This is a genomic window from Gemmatimonas sp., assembly GCF_044376735.1.
Taxonomy (GTDB): domain Bacteria; phylum Gemmatimonadota; class Gemmatimonadetes; order Gemmatimonadales; family Gemmatimonadaceae; genus Gemmatimonas.
This window is the reverse complement of record NZ_JBILKJ010000025.1, coordinates 1-16,261: the sequence shown is the minus strand read 5'-3', so window position 1 is coordinate 16,261 and position 16,261 is coordinate 1. Positions and strand designations below refer to the sequence as shown.

Here is a 16,261-nt window from a genome sequence, read left to right as displayed (position 1 = left end):
CCTATGTCCCGAATCTCCTCCTTCGCGTGGCTGGCCGGCAGCGTGCTCATCGGTGCCCAGGCACTGGGTGCCCCCGAGCTCGGTGCGCAGTCGCTCGACTCCGCCGCCGTGGCCGGCATGCGCTGGCGTACGGTCGGCCCCGCCAACTTCATGGGCCGCATGTCCGATGTCGTCGGCATTCCGGGCCCCTCCAAGACGCTGTTTGCCGCCGCGGCGGGCGGTGGCATCTGGAAGACCACCAACAACGGCACCACGTGGCGTCCGGTGTTCGACGACAAGCGCGTGATTTCGATGGGCATGCTCGCCATTGCGCCGTCGGATACGCAGCAGGTCTGGGCCGGCACCGGTGAGCCGAACTCGCGCAACTCGATCGAGCCGGGCGGCGGCATCTTCAAGTCCACCGACGGCGGCGTGACGTGGGCCGCCAAGGGGCTCGAGAAGACCGAGCACATCGGCCGCATCGCGGTGCACCCGACCAATCCGAACATCGTGTTCGTGGCGGCACTCGGCGCCGCGTGGCGCTCCAACCCGGAGCGCGGCGTCTACCGGACCACCGACGGCGGCACCACCTGGCAGCTCGTGAAGTTCGTGAGCGACAAGGCGGGCTTCGTGGATGTGGCGCTCCACCCGAAAGATCCGAACGTCGTGTTCGCCACCAGTTGGGAGCGGCGTCGCACGCCGTACTCGCTGTTCAGCGGCGGCCCCGGCTCGGCCCTGTGGAAGAGCACCGATGGCGGCACCACATGGGCGGAAGTGAAGGGCGGCGGCTTCCCGGCCGGTCAGAAGGGACGCATGACGATCGACATCAATCGCGCGAATCCGAGCGTCATGTACATGATGATCGAAGCGGCGGCCAATGCGACCGGTCCGATCGTCGGTGAGCGCAGTCCGAAGAACAACGGTCTCTGGAAGAGCACCGACGGCGGCACCACGTGGGCGCAGATGAACAACTACAACGTGCGTCCGTTCTATTACTCGCAGGTGCGCAGCGATCCGAAGAACCCGGACCGCGTGTACTTCTCGAGCACCGACCTGCAAATGTCGGAAGACGGCGGCAAGACGAATCGCACGACGGCCAATGGCGTGCACATCGATACGCACGGTATCTGGATCGACCCCACCGATCCCGAGCGCTGGGTGATCGCGAACGACGGCGGTATCGCCATCACGTTCGACAAGGGCGGCAACTTCGTGCAGGGACAGAACATTCCCGTGGCACAGTTCTACGAAGTGGCCTACGACATGGCCGTGCCGTACAACATCTGCGGCGGTGCACAGGACAACGGCACCTGGTGTGGCCCGAGCAAGCGTCGCACGCCCACCACGAGCCTCGGCTACTGGTTCACGATTGCGGGCGGCGACGGTTTCTACGCCGCGATGGACCCGACTGATCCGAACGTCGTGTACGGTGAGTCGCAGGGCGGCAACGTGTCGCGCGTGAACCTGAAGAGCGGTGAGCGCATGGCCTTCGCAAAGCCCACGTGGCAGGCGCGCTACAAGCAGTGGGAAGATTCGATCGCGACCCTTCGCGGGGATCCGCTGGTGGCCGCCACCAAGGCGCAGAACACCGCCATCGCCGCGCTCCGCGCGCAGCAGGCGAAGGACTCGACCGAACTGTCGATCCGCTACAACTGGAACGCGCCGTTCTTCCTCTCGCCGCACAATCCGTCGGTGGTGTACTTCGCCGGCAACAAGGTGCTGAAGTCGACCAAGCGTGGCGAAGATCTGCGCATCATCTCGCCTGATCTGTCGAAGAACCTCACCGCCAAGCTCGACACGGCGCTCCGTCTCACTGGCGGCATCACGCTCGACGCGACCGGCGCCGAAACGTACGGCACGATCGTGGCGCTCGAAGAGAGCCCGGCCAAGCCCGGCCTGCTGTACGCCGGCACCGACGACGGCAACGTGTGGAAGTCGTCGAACGACGGCGCCACGTGGGAGAATCTGTCGTCGCGCATTCAGGGGCTGCCGAACGGCGGCGAAGTGTACGTGACGCGCATCGAAGCGTCGAAGTTCGACACCAACGTCGTGTACGTGGCCTTCGACAATCACCGGTGGGGGGATTTCCGTCCGCACCTCTTCATGTCGAAGGACGGCGGCAAGTCGTTCTCGTCGATCGTGAACAACCTGCCGGCTGACGGCCCGGGTGACTTCCTGCACGTCGTGCGCGAAGACCCCATGAATCGCGATCTGCTGTACGTCGGCACGTCCATCGGCGTGTATGCGTCGATCGATCGTGGCGCCACCTGGTCGCGCTTCATGGCGAATCTGCCCAGCGTGCCGGTGTACGACCTGCAGATTCATCCGCGCGATCGCGAACTGATCGCGGCCACGCACGGTCGTGGTTTTTGGATCGTGGACGTGGCGCCGCTGCAGGAGATGACGGCGGCCGTGGCAGCCAAGCCGGTGCATCTGTTCACGCCCAAGACGGGCTTCCAGTGGGGCGAGGAGCCCCTGCGTGGCGCCAGCGGCAACGGCAATGCGCAGAACTTCTTCGTGACGCAGAACCCGGCGTACGGCGCGGCGATCTCGTATCGCATCACGACGCCCGGCTCGACCTCGGCGCGCATCAGCATCGTGGACGCCGGCGGTGATACGCTCACCACGCTCACCGGTCCGGGCGCGCCCGGCCTGCACACGGTCACGTGGACGTACGCCATCACGCCGCGCCCGGCCGGTCGTGCGGCGCTGTCGGCCAGCGAGAAGCGTGACAGCATCCTGCGCGCCGTGCGGGCGCCACAGGTATTCGATTCGCTCACGAAGGCCAAGTACGACAGCGCGGCCATCGCGCAGGCGCGGGCGCTGATCAATCCGCCGGGACTCGGCAACGTGCCGTTCGGCGGCCGTGGCGGCGGTGGTGGTGGACGGGGCGGTGCCGGCAGCTGCGAGCGTCCGCTCACGCAGTGGGAGCCGTTCTGCGCGCGTCCGGCGGAAGCGGCCCCGCCGCGTGCCGGCGCCGTGCAGGCCCCGGTGATTCCGCAGCCGGCGGCCCCGAGTGCGGCTGTGCTGAAGATCTTCTCCCTGGTTGGTCTCCCGGCCCCGGCCCAGGGTGGTCGTGGTGGTGGCGGCGGCTTCGGCGGCTTCGGTGGTGGCGGCACCGCCGACACCGGCGACTACGGCATCGTGCTGCAGGTCGGCACGACGATCGTGAAGGGCAAGCTGCGCGTCGAGAACAAGGGCGCGATGGGCGGCGGCGGCTCGCCGTTCGGCGCGCAGGACGACGACGAGCGCGACCGCAAATAACAGCGGTACGCCGTGGGGTGTACGGGGTGGGGCGCGTCCAGCGGGACGCGTCTCACCCCGTTGCCGTTGGGTGGTCCGTGGCAGCACGCGCCTCTGTGCGGCACCGCGCGCGCTGGCGAGATTGCGGGGTCTATCATCACCGGTTGAGGATCCCGTGCGCGAATACCGCTTTCAATCCACTCCAGAAACCATCGAGGCGCTCCGCCAGTTGCGCGGGGCGTGGCGTGGCCTGGTGGTGGCCGAGCATTCCATCACGGTCGTGCTGCAGGATCAGCGCGCGGTCCGCATCGTCAGCGACACGGCCGATGTCGAATCGTTGTTCGACGCGTATAGGCTGGAAGCCGAAGTACAGAGTGCCGACGGCATGTACGGGGTGCCGGTCGAGGCGTTCGCCCAAGGCAACAACGACATTGTGCTTTTTACTGGCGTGACGTGGAGCGAGCCGGCGGGCGCCGTGCGGGCCGAGGGGCTATCGGAGACCTCGGTGATGCACTTCTCGGGGCATCCGGGGCAGCTGTCCGACACGGCCGAGGTGGTGTGCATCACCACCGATGCGTTCGTGATCGCGGCCAGTGACGGCAGCGGGGTGCTCATTCGCACCGGCCTGCGTCCGGGCTCCGTGGAAGTGGAACGGAACCCGGAGAAAGTGCGCGCGTTTCTGATGGATCGCGGGTACAGCGCGGCGTAGTTACTTCGGGGCGCGCGTGAACAGGATGTAATCGCCTTTGTCGGCGTGCTCCTTGCCATTCGCCTTCGACAGATCGGCGATCGGCACGGCGCTCAGCACCACCGTCTTCGCCTCCGGCGCGCGACGACGGGCCCGTTCTGCGGTGCCGAGGCCGGCGTCGCTGTGAAAGGCACCGTCGACCTGGAACACGATCGCGCCCTTGGGTGCCGCACGCCATGCGTTGACGATGGCTTCGCCCATCGCTTCGTCCTTCACGCACTGCGCTTCGTAGAACGTGTCGGTCAGCTTCGCCATGGCGGCGGCATCACCGGCTGTCGGCGGTCCGCCGCCGGCGCTGTGTCCCGTCATCGTCTGCGCGAACTTCGTGTAGTAGGCGTCCTTCGGGCAGATATTCTCTTTCGCGATGAAGCGACGATCGGCCGCGTTCAAGGTGTCGAGCAGCGCGAGGCCGCGGCGACCGACTGCGCTTGCCAACCGGCGCGGCACATTGGCCGCGACGACCGGCCATCCACGCACCCGCGCCAATTCGACCAGCGCCCGGTAGTCGGTGGTGTAGCGATCCCACGGGCGCGACCCGGCCAGGAAATTCGCCTCGGAAATCGTGCCGGCGAGATACTGATCGACCAGCGGCTGCACGTCGCGCTCGAACATCTCGAGGGTGACCACCACGCTCGGCCGGCGCTCCCCGAGGGCGGCCAGCACCGCGAGCTCACTCGCATGCGTGGCGGGATCGTCGTGCTGTTCGCCGAAGAATACGAAGTCGGCCTTGGCGGCGGCGTCGGCGAGCTGCGTAAACGGGATGAAACGGTTGGCCTTGCTGTCGTACACGCGCAGCGCAGGGGCGGCGGCGCCGCTCGGGACCGCAGTGCGGGCGCCGCCCGAGGCGCAGGCCGTGGAGAACACCGAGGCGCCGCCGAGCAGCGCCATGAGGAACCGGCGGGAGGAGGTCATGTGCGGAATCTCGCACATACCAGTCGTGGCGCTAGTTTTCGTGTCGCATGCATCCGGAAACTGCCCTCCTCGTCACGATCGCTGGAGCCTTCGGCGCGGCGTTCCTGTTCGGCTTTGCCGCGTCGAAGCTGAAGATGCCGCCGCTGGTCGGCTATCTGCTTGCTGGCATCGCACTCGGGCCACACTCGCCCGCGTTCGTGGGCAACGTGGAGCTGGCCGGCCAACTGGCCGAGATCGGCGTGATCCTGCTGATGTTCGGCGTGGGTCTGCACTTCTCTCCCGGCGACTTGATGCGGGTGCGTCGCATCGCGGTGCCGGGCGCCATGCTGCAGATGCTGACCGCGATCGGCTTGGGATACTGGCTGGCCAGCTCGTGGGGCTGGGCGCCGGCGGCGTCCCTGGTGTTCGGCTTGTCGCTGTCGGTGGCCAGTACCGTGGTCGTGCTGCGGGTGCTGGAAGATCGCGGCCTCATGGACTCGATCGACGGGCGCGTGGCGGTGGGCTGGCTGGTGGTGGAAGACCTGTTGGTCGTGCTCGCGCTGGTGCTGCTGCCGGCCATTCTGGATGCGCTGGGCGCTGGTACGGACGGCGTACCGATGGGCCGCCTCGCGCTCATCACGACGGTGTCGCTGACGCTGGTGAAGATGGTGGCATTCATCGTGCTGATGGGCGTGGTGGGACGCCGTGCGGTGCCGTGGCTGCTGACGCACGTGGTACGTAGCGGCTCGCGCGAGCTGTTCACGCTGGCGGTCCTGGCGGTGTCGCTTGGCGTGGCCGTGGGTGCCGCCGCGTTGTTCGGGGTGTCGTTCGCGCTCGGGGCATTCGTGGCCGGTGTCGTGATCAGCGAGTCGGAGCTCAGTCAGCGCGCTGGTGCCGATGCGCTGCCCATGCAGGACGCCTTTGCGGTGCTCTTTTTCGTCTCGGTGGGTATGCTGCTCGATCCGGGGGTGTTGCTCACGCAGCCGGTGAAGGTGCTGGCGACGGTCGCGATCGTGCTGCTGGGGAACACGGTGGTGGCCACCGTGCTCATGGTACTGCTGCGTCATCCGTTCGGCGCGTCGCTGCGCCTTGGAGCCAGCTTCGGTCAGATCGGTGAGTTTTCGTTCATTCTGGCCGGACTCGGCGTATCACTGGGGGTGCTGTCGGACGAGGGACGCAGTCTCATTCTGGCGGCGGCGCTGTGCACGATCGTGCTCAATCCGCTGCTGTTCGCGTCGCTCGACCAGCTGTCGGTGTGGATCGCCCGACATCCGCGGCTGCTGGACCGCCTGGAGCGACAGAAGGCGCCGCGGGTGGCGCACACGGCCCTGTTTGAGATGGTGCAACAGGGGCACGCCATCCTGATCGGCTACGGGCGGGTGGGACGCACGATCGGCGACGCGCTGCAGCGGCTCGACATTCCCTTCGTCGCGATCGAGCAGGACCGTCGCGTGGTGGATGCGATGCGCACGATCGGGGTGCCCTCGATCTACGGAGATGCGACGCGTTCGGACGTGCTCGAACACGCCCATCCGGCCACGGCGCGACTGCTCGTCGTGGCGGCGCCCGACCCGTACCACGCCCGACACATCATCGAGATGGTCCGCGCCAGGAATCCTGCCATCGATATCGTGGTGCGCACGCACAGCGATCAGGAACAGGCGTTGTTCGAGCAGTTGGGTGTCAGCAAGGCGCTCATGGGCGAACGCGAGTTGGCGTTCGGCATGGCATACCACAGCCTGCGCTCCCTCGGCGTCGACGATGATCGCGCGGACGATATCGTGGAGGGATTACGCGGGGGAGCGCGCATGCAGACGCGCGAGTTCAGCGCGCTGATGCCGACGGCGCCGCGGATGTAACGCCTGATCGACTGATCCAGTACTCAGAGTACTGACCGTCAGGCTCAGGCGTCAGACTGGGTATAGTGGTCGGAGTTCAGCAACGACCGTGCTCAGTGGCGAGGATACGATGGTGCCATGCCGCGGGCCCTCGTGCGGCCCGCCCTCCCGCGCGGCCCGCACCATCAAATTCTGAGTGTCTGCGGACTGTTGTTGCTGAATTCCGACCACTATACGCAATCAGACGCCAGAACTCCGACCACTGACTACTGGGTCTTTGTGATCCCCGGCCGCCCGTGTTCCAACTTCCACGCGCTCGCGGTGTTCACTGGCGCCCCGGGCTTCAGCACGAACGGCACGCTGCGGTACTCCGCGATCCAGTCCGTTTCGGTGACCTTGCAGCGCACGTAGCCACGACGGTTCTCGAACCACTTGAGGTGCGGGTTGTCGCCCTGCATCGTGGCCATCCGCTGCGGCGTCACGTCGCTGCCGTCGCCGCCGCTGGAGATGCTCGTGCACACGAACTCGGCGCCGATCGTCGGCTTGTCGGGGCGGGAGAAGTCGCTGTGCAGCTCGTTCACCCAATTGGTGTGAATGTCGCCGGTGATGGTCACCGTACGATTCGGGGCGCGCTTGGCGACTTCGTTCAGCAGGCGATCGCGTGCCACGGGATAGCCACTCCACTGGTCCATCGACGTGCGCACTTCGTCGCCAGGTGCGGAATCGTACGGTGCCATCATGACTTGGTTCGCGAGCACCTGCCAGTGCGACGATGACGCACCGAGTCCGTCCACCAGCCACTTCTCCTGTGGGGCGCCCAGCAGGCCGCGCTTGGCGTCCGTCCACGGCGCACAGCCCTTGAGCGGCTGGTCTTCGCACACCTGATTGTCGCGGAACTGACGCGTGTCGAGCATCCAGAAGCGCGCCATCGCGCCCCAGTTGATCGTGCGCGTGATCGACAGGTCGGCCCACGACTGCACGCGCGGTACGCGCACCGGCTGGTGCTCCCACCACGCCTGATACGCCGCAGCGCGACGCGTACGCATCTGCTCCACCGACTCCATGTTGTTCTCGCCGGTGAGTCCGGCGTAGTCGTTGTCGACCTCGTGGTCGTCCCAGATCACCAGCCACGGGCAGCGCTGGTGCGCCGCCTGCAGGTCGGGGTCGGACTTGTACTGCGCGTGACGTCGGCGATAGTCGTCGAGCGTGCGGATCTCGAGCCCCTGATGCTTTCGCACCGCACTGGCCGGGCTGGCGTACTCGTAGATGTAGTCGCCGAGGTGGACGGCGAGATCGATCTCTTCGTTCGCCAAGTGGCCGAGCGCGGTGAAGTAGCCCTGATCCCAGCGCTGGCACGACGCAAAAGCGAAGGCGAGCGGCGACTTCACGCCGTCGGCCGGTGTGGTGCGGAAGCGGCCGGTCTTGCTCACGGCGTCGCCCACGGTAAAGCGGTAGAAGTACCAGCGATCCGGTTGCAGTCCGTCCACGTTCACGTGCACGCTGAAGGACAGTTCCGGGGCCGCGGTGGCGCGTCCCTTCTTCACGACCGTCTTGAACTGGTCGTCGTCGGCGACCTCCCAGTTCACCGCGGTGCGGGTGCCGTCCATGCCGCCGTCGGGCTCGAACGGGCGCGGGGCGAGGCGTGTCCAGAGCACGCCGCCGGTAGAGGTCGGATCGCCGGAGGCGACGCCGAGTTGGAAGGGATCGTCGGCAAAGCGTGGGCGGCTGGTGACACGCCACACGTTGGGGACGACGGCGGCGAGGGCCGCGTAGCGCGAGAGGTCGGTGAGGAAGAGTCGGCGGTCCATGGCCATACGGTACGACGAAACGACGATGGCGGCTACCGAACCGGTGTCACGAACGTGCCAATTCCTGAGCACGCTGCAACCTTCTCGCCCCCCTGCAGCGTTGAAGGGCGATGACGTCCTCCACTGCGACTCTGACCCCCCCGCCGAGCGGCCTCACCTACGCCCGCGCCCGGCTGTACCTCGGCATCACGGGCGTGGGGAGTGCGGTGCTGCTCGCGGCGGCCCTGCTGTATTTCCGCATTCCATCCCGCGGACTCGCCATGTCCGACGCGCAGTCGGTGCCGGCGGCGCTGTTCCGCGTGGGGCTGCTGTTCGCGTTCGCGCACGTCGCGTTCATGGTGTACGACCTGATCGGCGGCGTGAGCCTGGTGCGACGCCAAGCGTGGGGCTCCAGGTGGCTGACGCGTTGGTTGCGAGGGGTCGCGGTGCAGTGGGTGGTGTGGATGCTGGTGGCGGCGGCGCTCATGCTCGCCGCGCGCGCGGCCGGCACGACGGCGGTGATCGCGGTGTTCGTGATGGTGCAGCTGCTGCTGGCCGCCGGGCGCGGCCGCATGGTTCGGGTGATCGCGGGTCTGCCGATCGTGCCCACCCCGGAGGGTATGGCGCGCGCGGCGGTGCAGGCCGGGCTCGACGCTGCTCGGCTGCAGGTGCTGGACTGCCCTGACGAAGGCTTCGTGGGCGGGTGGTCCGGCATCACGGCGCAAACCCTCGTGGTCCCGTTCCGCTGGACGCAGCTCCCGGAGCCGGCGCTGGCCGCGATGCTCCTGCGTCGGCGCCTGGCCGCCACCAGCGGCGCGCATACCCGTGGCGTACTCGGCGCGATCGGGTGGAACACGCTGGGCTTCGTGGTCTCGTTGGTGCTCACCGGGGCCTCGCCGGCCTCGGCGGCGGGCGTGATCACACTCGCGGCGGCGATGACGCTGTGGGCGTTCCTCGGGGTGCTGTTGCTGCCCACGCCGTCGCGAGCGGCGGTGTTCGCCCTGGATGCGGCCGCCACCGCGTCGGTGGGTGCGGCACCGATGCGCGCGGGGATCGAAGCGCTCGACGCGTGGCAGGACGACGAACCGGTTCGTAGCGCCGGCGTGGAGACCGTGTTTCACCCGGTGCCGGGACGCCGTGCGCGCATCGCGCGCTTGGTGGGGAATGCCGGCGCTGTGAAGCCGTGGCACGCACATCATTTGGCGCGCCACGCCCTTTGGCTGAGCTGGGGGGCGTTTACGCCGCTGTCGCGCGCGGTGCACTGCAACGTGGGGCGACCGGCGCTGTGGGCGATGCTGCCGGGGGATTGAACACTCAGACGGTCTGAGCTGGGGCGTCAGACTGGGTATAGTGTTCAGAATTCAGCACCGACAGTGCACAGTGCCGAGAATCGGACTGGCGGCGCTTCGACGATGCTTTCGTTATGACCGGCCCGGAGAAAACGCTCGAGACTGTGCACTGTCGGTGCTGAGCTCCGAACACTATACCCAGTCTGACGCCCGAGCTCAGACCGTCTGAGCTCCGCCTGTCTGATCAGTAGCCGCCCGCTCGCCCTCGCTGCATGCTTGATCGCATGTCTACATCCGCGAACCCAACGCCGCCTGTCGACCGCGGGCCTGCCGTGCCGTTCCCGCCGCCACTGCTGTTCGTGGGTGGTCTCGCGATCGGCGTGCTGCTCGATCTCGTGTTGCCACTGCCCGCGGTCACTCCCGACGCACGGTGGGTCGTGATGATCGGCTTTGCACTCGTGGCTACCGGACTGGCGTGCATGATAACCGGCATCCTTACCTTCCGATCGTTCCGCACCGCGGTGTATCCGAATCGACCCGCGAAACTGGTCGTCGATAGCGGCATCTATGCGTACACGCGTAATCCGATGTATCTGGGACTAACCATCGCCTACCTCGGCGGGGTGTTCCTGACGGGGATGCTGTGGGTCCTGTTGCTGCTGCCGTTCGTCCTCACGCTCCTGATCACGCAGGTCATCCGCCGGGAAGAACGTCATCTCAGCGAGCGATTTCCCGAGGCCTACGCCGCATACTGCGAGAGAGTGAGACGATGGTTGTGATGCGCGTGGGGCTCATGGTCTCCGCGGTGTTCGCCGTGCTCGCGGCCGCACCCTCGGCCAGCCACGCGCAGCCGGTGCCCGTGATCACCCCCCGCGCCGGCCTCATGATCACGCAGTCGGTGAAGGTGCGCCCCGGTGTGTATCGGCTGCGCGCGCCAGCGTCGCTCGACTCGGCGTTGCTCACGGTTCGCGGCAACGACATCACGGTCGATCTGCGCGGCGTCACCTTCGTCGGGTCGCCCATCGACAGCGCCCCCGACGCGGGGCAGGGCACGGCCGTTCGCATCGACGGCGGTAGTCGCGTGCGCGTGCGCGGCCTCACTGCGCGCGGATATCGCGTGGGGATTCTCGCGCGCGGTACCCGCGCCCTTACGCTCGACAGCAACGATCTCAGTCACAGCTGGAAGCCACGCCTGTTCAGCCTGGTGGAGCACGAGAGCCTTAATGATTGGCTGTCGTATCACAAGAATGAGCAGGACGAATGGCTGCGTTTCGGTGCCGGCATCTACCTGTCGCGCGTGACCGGTGGCGCCCTGCGTGGCAACACCGTGCGCCAGAGCATGAATGGCGTGCTGCTCACGCGCACCGACTCGCTCGACATCCGCGAGAACGACCTGTCGTACAACTCCGGACTCGGCATCGGGATGTACCGGTCGAGCTGGAACACCATCGTGAACAATCGCGCCGACTACAACGTGCGCGGCTATTCCCACGGGTTCTTCGCCCGCGGACAGGATTCGGCCGCGCTGCTCATGTTCGAGCAGTGCACGCACAACATCGTGGCCTACAACTCCATGACGCATGGCGGCGACGGCCTGTTCCTCTGGGCCGGACAGGAAACGATGGACACGGGTAAGGGCGGGTCGAACGACAATCTGTTTCTTGTGAACGATTTCAGCTTCGCGCCCACGAATGGCATGGAGGCGACGTTCAGTCGCAACCAGTTCATCGGCAATCGCGTCGAAGGGAACACGCACGGACTGTGGGGCGGCTACAGCTACGAGTCGGCCATCATTGGCAACTGCTTTGTGAACAATCGCATCGGCATCGCGATCGAGCATGGACAGCAGAACACCGTGGGCGCCAACCGGTTCGTGGGTGACACGCTCGCCATTCGCCTGTGGGCTGATTCCATCGAGCCGAGCGAGTGGGGGTACCCGAAGCATCGGGATACACGCAGCCGCGCGTGGCGCGTCGTGGACAATCGATTCACGCGGGTGCAGGAGCGCCTGCGGATTGCGAACAGCAGCGATATCGACAGCGTGCGCAGCGTGGTCGACGATACGGCGTCGCAGGCGTGCGACCCCACGCGGCAGGTGCCGACCACCACCTGGTGGCGCATGCCGAACATCCAGAACGCGCCGCTGCGCTGGCCGTCGGCGGCTAATGCGCTGCGCGATCGCAGCGCCATCGTGGTGGATGAATGGGGGCCGTACGACTGGCAGTCGCCCAAACTGTGGCCGATCGACAGCACGCACAGTCCGTCGGTGCGCGTGCGCGTGCTCGGCCCCGCCGGTCGTTGGCGGGTGGTGTCGCGTCGCGGTGTAGCGGTGCTGTCGGCGACCGCGGGACGCACCGGCGATACCCTCGTGATCACACCCGCCGAGCAACAGCGCGACGACTGGGAGCTCACGCTCGAGTATCGCGGCGCCGCCACCACGTCGCCGCGCGGCGTGCGCACCGCCGCCGGTGTGCCGCAGCGATTCCGCTACGAACAATTCGCGCCGCGCACCACGTGGACACAACGGGTGTTCGCGTGGAGCGACAGCACCGATCCCGTAACGCAGCCGGCGGCGTTTGCTGCCCTGCTGGCCGGCCCGCCGATGGCGACACGCACGGCCCCGCGTATGGATTGGTTCTGGTCGCGTTCACGCGACGCTCAGATCCCCACGCGCCGCATGGCTGTGGAGGCCACTGCCACCTTCGATCTGCCGGCTGGCGCGTACACGCTGCGCACGCTCAGCGACGACGCGGTCCGGGTGTGGGTGGATGACCGCTTGGTGATCGATCAGTGGACGCCGCATGAAACGATGCCCGGCTACGTCCCGCTTGGTGGGGGCGTGCACCGGGTGCGGGCGCAGTACGTGCAACGAGATGGCTGGACCGAATTCCGGCTTGACGTATTGCGGGGACTGGTGCGCGCGTCCGCCGGGTCGGCGGGGCCGCACTGATGTCGGGGGCGGTCGCCGGTCTGGTGCGGCGTGGGCCGACGCGTTGCCGGATTGAGGCCAAGCGCCCACATTCCCGCCCATGAACATCTCCTGGATCGATTGGGTCATCGCTGCGGCGTCCATTCTCATCTGCTTCGTGCCCGCGCTCTTCCTCGCGAAGCGCTCGGGGGCCAGCACCTCGGAGTTCTTTGCCTCTGGTCGCTCGGTGCCGTGGTGGCTGGCCGGCCTGTCCATGGTGGCCACCACGTTCTCGTCGGATACGCCCAACTGGGTCACGGAACAGGTGCGCCGTTACGGCGTGGCCGGCAACTGGCAATGGTGGGCTTTCGTGCTCACTGGCGTGGCCACCGTGTTCTTCTTCGCGCGGCTCTGGCGTCGGTCGGGGGTTATGACGGACCTCGAGTTCTACGAGCTCCGCTACTCCGGCAAGTCAGCCTCCATGGTGCGTGGCTTCCGGGCGGTGTATCTCGGGCTGTTTTTCAATTGCTTCATCATGGGCATGGTGACGTTGGCGGCGTGCAAAATCGCCAACATCCTCTTTGGCCTCGCGCCGTGGCAGACGATCGTGATCTGCGGCGTGCTCAACGTGGCGTTTGCGGCGCACTCGGGACTCTGGGGTGTGCTCGTGATCGACATGATCCAGTTCTTCATCAAGATGACGGCGGTGTTCGCCGCGGCGTGGTTCTCGTTGGTGGAAGTGGGACGCCGACTGGCCGGTGAGCCCAGCGGGTGGCTCGGTCTCAAGCTGCTTACGGAGCGGCTGTCCACGCTGCAGGTGGTGCAGAGCACCGCCGCCAACGCGCAGCCGGTGATGTCGGTGAAGGACGGCACCGGCCAGCCTATTCTCGACATGCTCCCGAACTTCAGCATGTCGGAACTGGCGCTCATGATCTTCATTCTGCCGATCGCCGTGAGCTGGTGGGCGAATTGGTATCCGGGCGCCGAGCCGGGTGGTGGATCGTACATCGCGCAGCGCATGCTGGCGTCGAAGTCGGAGAAGGACTCGCTGGGCGGCACGCTGTTCTTCAACATTGCGCACTATGTGCTGCGCCCGTGGCCGTGGATCATCACGGCGCTCTGCTCGATCATCGTGTACCCCGACCTGGCGTCGATCCAGGCGGCCTTCCCCAATGCCGACGCCACCCTCATCGGCCATGACTCGGCGTTTCCGGCCATGCTCAAGTTTTTGCCGGTGGGTTTTGTGGGGCTGATGATCGGCGGGCTGCTGGCGGCCAATTCCTCCACGATTCTCACGCACCTGAACTGGGGTTCGTCGTATCTCGTGCACGACTTCTACCGTCGCTTTATCAACAAGGACGGTAGCGAATCGCACTACGTGAACGCGGGGCGCTTGTCCACGATCGGGCTGTACATCGTTGCGGCGCTGCTCAGTCTCACCATGAGCTCCGCGCAGCAGGCGTTTCAGGTGCTGCTGTCCATCGGCGCTGGCACCGGGCTGCTGTACATCGCGCGCTGGTTCTGGTGGCGCGTGTCGGCATGGTGCGAGATCGTGGCGATGGTGATGTCGTTGATCACCTCGCTGGCGGTGCCGTATTTCATGCCGGGCGCGGGCTTCGCGACCACCACCATCGTGCAGGTGGGGATCACCACCGTGGCGTGGCTGATCACGGCGTTCGTGGGCCCCACCACCGATCGTGCCACGCTGATCGCGTTCGTGCAGAAAGTGAAGCCGGTGGGGTCTGGGTGGAGTGAATTGCGGGCGGCGGCGGGTGTCTCCGACGCCGAGGTGGCGCAGGAGAATCGCATCGGGGCGGCGTTCGTGGGGTGGATTGCCGGGTGCGTGGTGATCTGGAGTTCGCTGTTCGCGATCGGCAATTTTCTGTACGCGTCGGGCGATCCGTCGCGACTGAGTACGGCCTGGATGCTGACCGCCGTACTGGCCGTGAGTGGGTTCGTGCTGCTGCGGGTGACGCAGCAGTTGTGGACCGACAGTTCGGCCTCGCAGGCGCGGGAGGATGCGCGGGTGGCGCGGGGGTAGTGGCCGGGTCGCGGGGCGTCACCTGCGTGGTCATGATGTGGCGTGCGATGGTGTGATGACAACGAGGCGTGAGGGAGCATGCAGCGTACGGCATGTCTTCCTCACGCCTTTTGGTGGTGGTTCGTGACCGGGCCGCCGTGCGTCGCTACAGCCCGCGCACCACGCAGGCGTACGTGCAGTGGATCGTGCGCTATGTGCGGTGGAACGGCCTGCGCCATCCCGCGTCGCTCAGCGGTGTGGAGGTGCGGGATTTCCTGACGTATCTGGCACGCGAGCGGCACGTGGCCGCGTCGACGCAGAATCAGGCGCTGGCGGCGTTGCAGTTTCTGTACCGCGACGTGTTGGAGCAGCCGCTCGGGGAGGTGTCCGGGCTCGCGGCGGCGCGGCGGCCCGTGCATCTACCCAACGTGCTGTCGCGCGAGGGCGTGCAACGGGTGTTGGCGTGCCTGAGCGGCGTCCCGTTGCTGATGGCGCAGCTGATGTACGGCAGCGGCGTGCGCTTGCAGGAGTGCTGTCAGCTGCGGGTGAAGGACGTGGACTTCGACCGCGGCGAGCTGCGGCTGCGGCGTGGGAAGGGGGACCGTGATCGCGTGACCGTCCTCCCCGGTGCGGTGAGCGTGCCGCTGCGGGCGCATCTGGTGCGCGTGCGGGCAGTGATGGCGCGGCGCGCCGCCCGTGGTGGCGGCTTCGTGGAGCTGCCGGGGGCGTTGGACCGCAAGATCCCGCGGGCGTCACGGCAGTGGGGGTGGTGCTGGGTGTTTCCTGCCGCGCGGGAGTACTGGCACGTCGAGAGCCAGTCGCGGCGGACGCATCATATCCACCCCACCGTGGCGCAGCGTGCGGTGGCTGAGTCGGGCCGGCGATCCGGCATCGGCCAGCGGGTCGGGTGTCATACGTTCCGGCACTCCTTTGCCACGCACCTGCTGGAGTCGGGGGCGGATATCCGGACCGTGCAGGAGTTGCTCGGGCACAGGGATGTGAAGACGACAATGCTGTACACGCACGTACTGAACCGCGGCGGGCTGGGCGTGCGCAGTCCGCTGGACCTCGGGCGGTGACAGGTGTGCGCTCGGCGCCTCTCTGGGCAAGATCCGATTAGGCTGCGAGGCCCGCAGGGCAACGGCGGCAGCGGTAACGGCACCGCGTCAGCGAAGTGGTTGTGCGGTGGTGGGTTGCGGTGGTGCGCGCCGGGTCGCATTGTCTTGCTATGCTGCGATGAGGTGCCTGCATAACGTCCGCTACGTGAACTTGCCCCGTTTCGGTGGAGCCTCCATCTCTGTGTGAGAGGAGGATTTCCCGATGCCCCGTCGTCCCGCTGCCTATCCGGCGGCCTATCGTGAGCAGATTATCGCCTTAGCTCGTGCCGGACGGAGTCCGAAAGAGCTGGCGAAAGAGTTCGAGCCGTCAGAACAAACCATTCGCAACTGGGTGTTTCAGGACGGCGCAGACCGTGGTGAGCGACCGGAGACGTTGACGACGGACGAGCGGGCAGAGCTGCAACGACTGCGTCGCGAGAATCGCCAATTGAAGGTCGAGC

Annotated in this window: 11 protein-coding genes; 9 read left to right on the top strand and 2 right to left on the bottom strand. The window is 66.9% G+C overall.

Annotation, left to right across the window (positions count from 1 at the left end; translation table 11 throughout):
• Nucleotides 1-3 precede the first annotated feature (3 nt).
• A complete protein-coding gene (locus ACIRA7_RS06235; protein WP_396219981.1) occupies nucleotides 4-3,243 on the top strand; it encodes a WD40/YVTN/BNR-like repeat-containing protein in 3,240 nt (1,079 codons plus the stop codon).
• A gap of 154 nt (nucleotides 3,244-3,397) precedes the next feature.
• A complete protein-coding gene (locus ACIRA7_RS06230) occupies nucleotides 3,398-3,931 on the top strand; it encodes a hypothetical protein (RefSeq protein ID WP_396219980.1) in 534 nt (177 codons plus the stop codon).
• Here the strand turns inward: ACIRA7_RS06230 and ACIRA7_RS06225 are convergent, their stop codons facing one another.
• Nucleotides 3,932-4,882 (bottom strand): ChaN family lipoprotein, encoded by a 951-nt coding sequence (locus ACIRA7_RS06225; RefSeq protein WP_396219979.1) that lies wholly within the window; start codon nucleotides 4,880-4,882, stop codon nucleotides 3,932-3,934.
• 47 nt (nucleotides 4,883-4,929) lie between these two features.
• Here ACIRA7_RS06225 and ACIRA7_RS06220 point away from each other — a divergent pair, with 47 nt between their 5' ends.
• Nucleotides 4,930-6,720, top strand: coding sequence for a cation:proton antiporter (locus ACIRA7_RS06220; RefSeq protein ID WP_396219977.1), 1,791 nt, complete (start codon nucleotides 4,930-4,932; stop codon nucleotides 6,718-6,720).
• A gap of 245 nt (nucleotides 6,721-6,965) precedes the next feature.
• Here ACIRA7_RS06220 and ACIRA7_RS06215 read toward each other — a convergent pair whose 3' ends face one another.
• Nucleotides 6,966-8,507: an alkaline phosphatase D family protein gene (locus ACIRA7_RS06215; RefSeq protein ID WP_396219976.1), complete on the bottom strand. Its 1,542-nt coding sequence runs from the start codon at nucleotides 8,505-8,507 to the stop codon at nucleotides 6,966-6,968.
• A gap of 110 nt (nucleotides 8,508-8,617) precedes the next feature.
• On the opposite strand from ACIRA7_RS06215, the gene ACIRA7_RS06210 reads away from it, so the two are divergent.
• The 6 genes from ACIRA7_RS06210 to ACIRA7_RS06185 all read left to right on the top strand — a co-directional run.
• Nucleotides 8,618-9,796, top strand: a complete 1,179-nt coding sequence (locus ACIRA7_RS06210; protein ID WP_396219974.1) for a hypothetical protein — start codon at nucleotides 8,618-8,620, stop codon at nucleotides 9,794-9,796.
• 263 nt (nucleotides 9,797-10,059) lie between these two features.
• A complete protein-coding gene (locus ACIRA7_RS06205; RefSeq protein ID WP_396219973.1) occupies nucleotides 10,060-10,554 on the top strand; it encodes a methyltransferase family protein in 495 nt (164 codons plus the stop codon).
• Nucleotides 10,545-12,725: a NosD domain-containing protein gene (locus tag ACIRA7_RS06200; RefSeq protein ID WP_396219972.1), complete on the top strand. Its 2,181-nt coding sequence runs from the start codon at nucleotides 10,545-10,547 to the stop codon at nucleotides 12,723-12,725. The genes ACIRA7_RS06205 and ACIRA7_RS06200 overlap by 10 nt, the downstream gene beginning before the upstream one ends.
• A gap of 79 nt (nucleotides 12,726-12,804) precedes the next feature.
• Nucleotides 12,805-14,724, top strand: coding sequence for a sodium:solute symporter family protein (locus ACIRA7_RS06195; protein WP_396219971.1), 1,920 nt, complete (start codon nucleotides 12,805-12,807; stop codon nucleotides 14,722-14,724).
• A 92-nt stretch (nucleotides 14,725-14,816) separates the two neighbouring features.
• Entirely contained in the window at nucleotides 14,817-15,782 is a 966-nt protein-coding gene (locus ACIRA7_RS06190; RefSeq protein WP_396219970.1) for an integron integrase, read from the top strand.
• Nucleotides 15,783-16,023: 241 nt separating this feature from the next.
• The coding region (locus ACIRA7_RS06185) for a transposase (protein WP_396219969.1) at nucleotides 16,024-16,261 on the top strand (238 nt) is incomplete at its 3' end.

Excerpts from the sequence above, each read along its gene's own strand:
- ACIRA7_RS06235 (WP_396219981.1), top strand. The coding sequence starts at position 4 with ATGTCCCGAATCTCCTCCTTCGCGTGGCTGGCCGGCAGCGTGCTCATC.
- ACIRA7_RS06225 (WP_396219979.1), bottom strand. The coding sequence starts at position 4,882 with ATGACCTCCTCCCGCCGGTTCCTCATGGCGCTGCTCGGCGGCGCCTCG.
- ACIRA7_RS06220 (WP_396219977.1), top strand. The coding sequence starts at position 4,930 with ATGCATCCGGAAACTGCCCTCCTCGTCACGATCGCTGGAGCCTTCGGC.
- ACIRA7_RS06215 (WP_396219976.1), bottom strand. The coding sequence starts at position 8,507 with ATGGACCGCCGACTCTTCCTCACCGACCTCTCGCGCTACGCGGCCCTC.
- ACIRA7_RS06210 (WP_396219974.1), top strand. The coding sequence starts at position 8,618 with ATGACGTCCTCCACTGCGACTCTGACCCCCCCGCCGAGCGGCCTCACC.
- ACIRA7_RS06205 (WP_396219973.1), top strand. The coding sequence starts at position 10,060 with ATGTCTACATCCGCGAACCCAACGCCGCCTGTCGACCGCGGGCCTGCC.
- ACIRA7_RS06200 (WP_396219972.1), top strand. The coding sequence starts at position 10,545 with ATGGTTGTGATGCGCGTGGGGCTCATGGTCTCCGCGGTGTTCGCCGTG.
- ACIRA7_RS06195 (WP_396219971.1), top strand. The coding sequence starts at position 12,805 with ATGAACATCTCCTGGATCGATTGGGTCATCGCTGCGGCGTCCATTCTC.
- ACIRA7_RS06190 (WP_396219970.1), top strand. The coding sequence starts at position 14,817 with ATGTCTTCCTCACGCCTTTTGGTGGTGGTTCGTGACCGGGCCGCCGTG.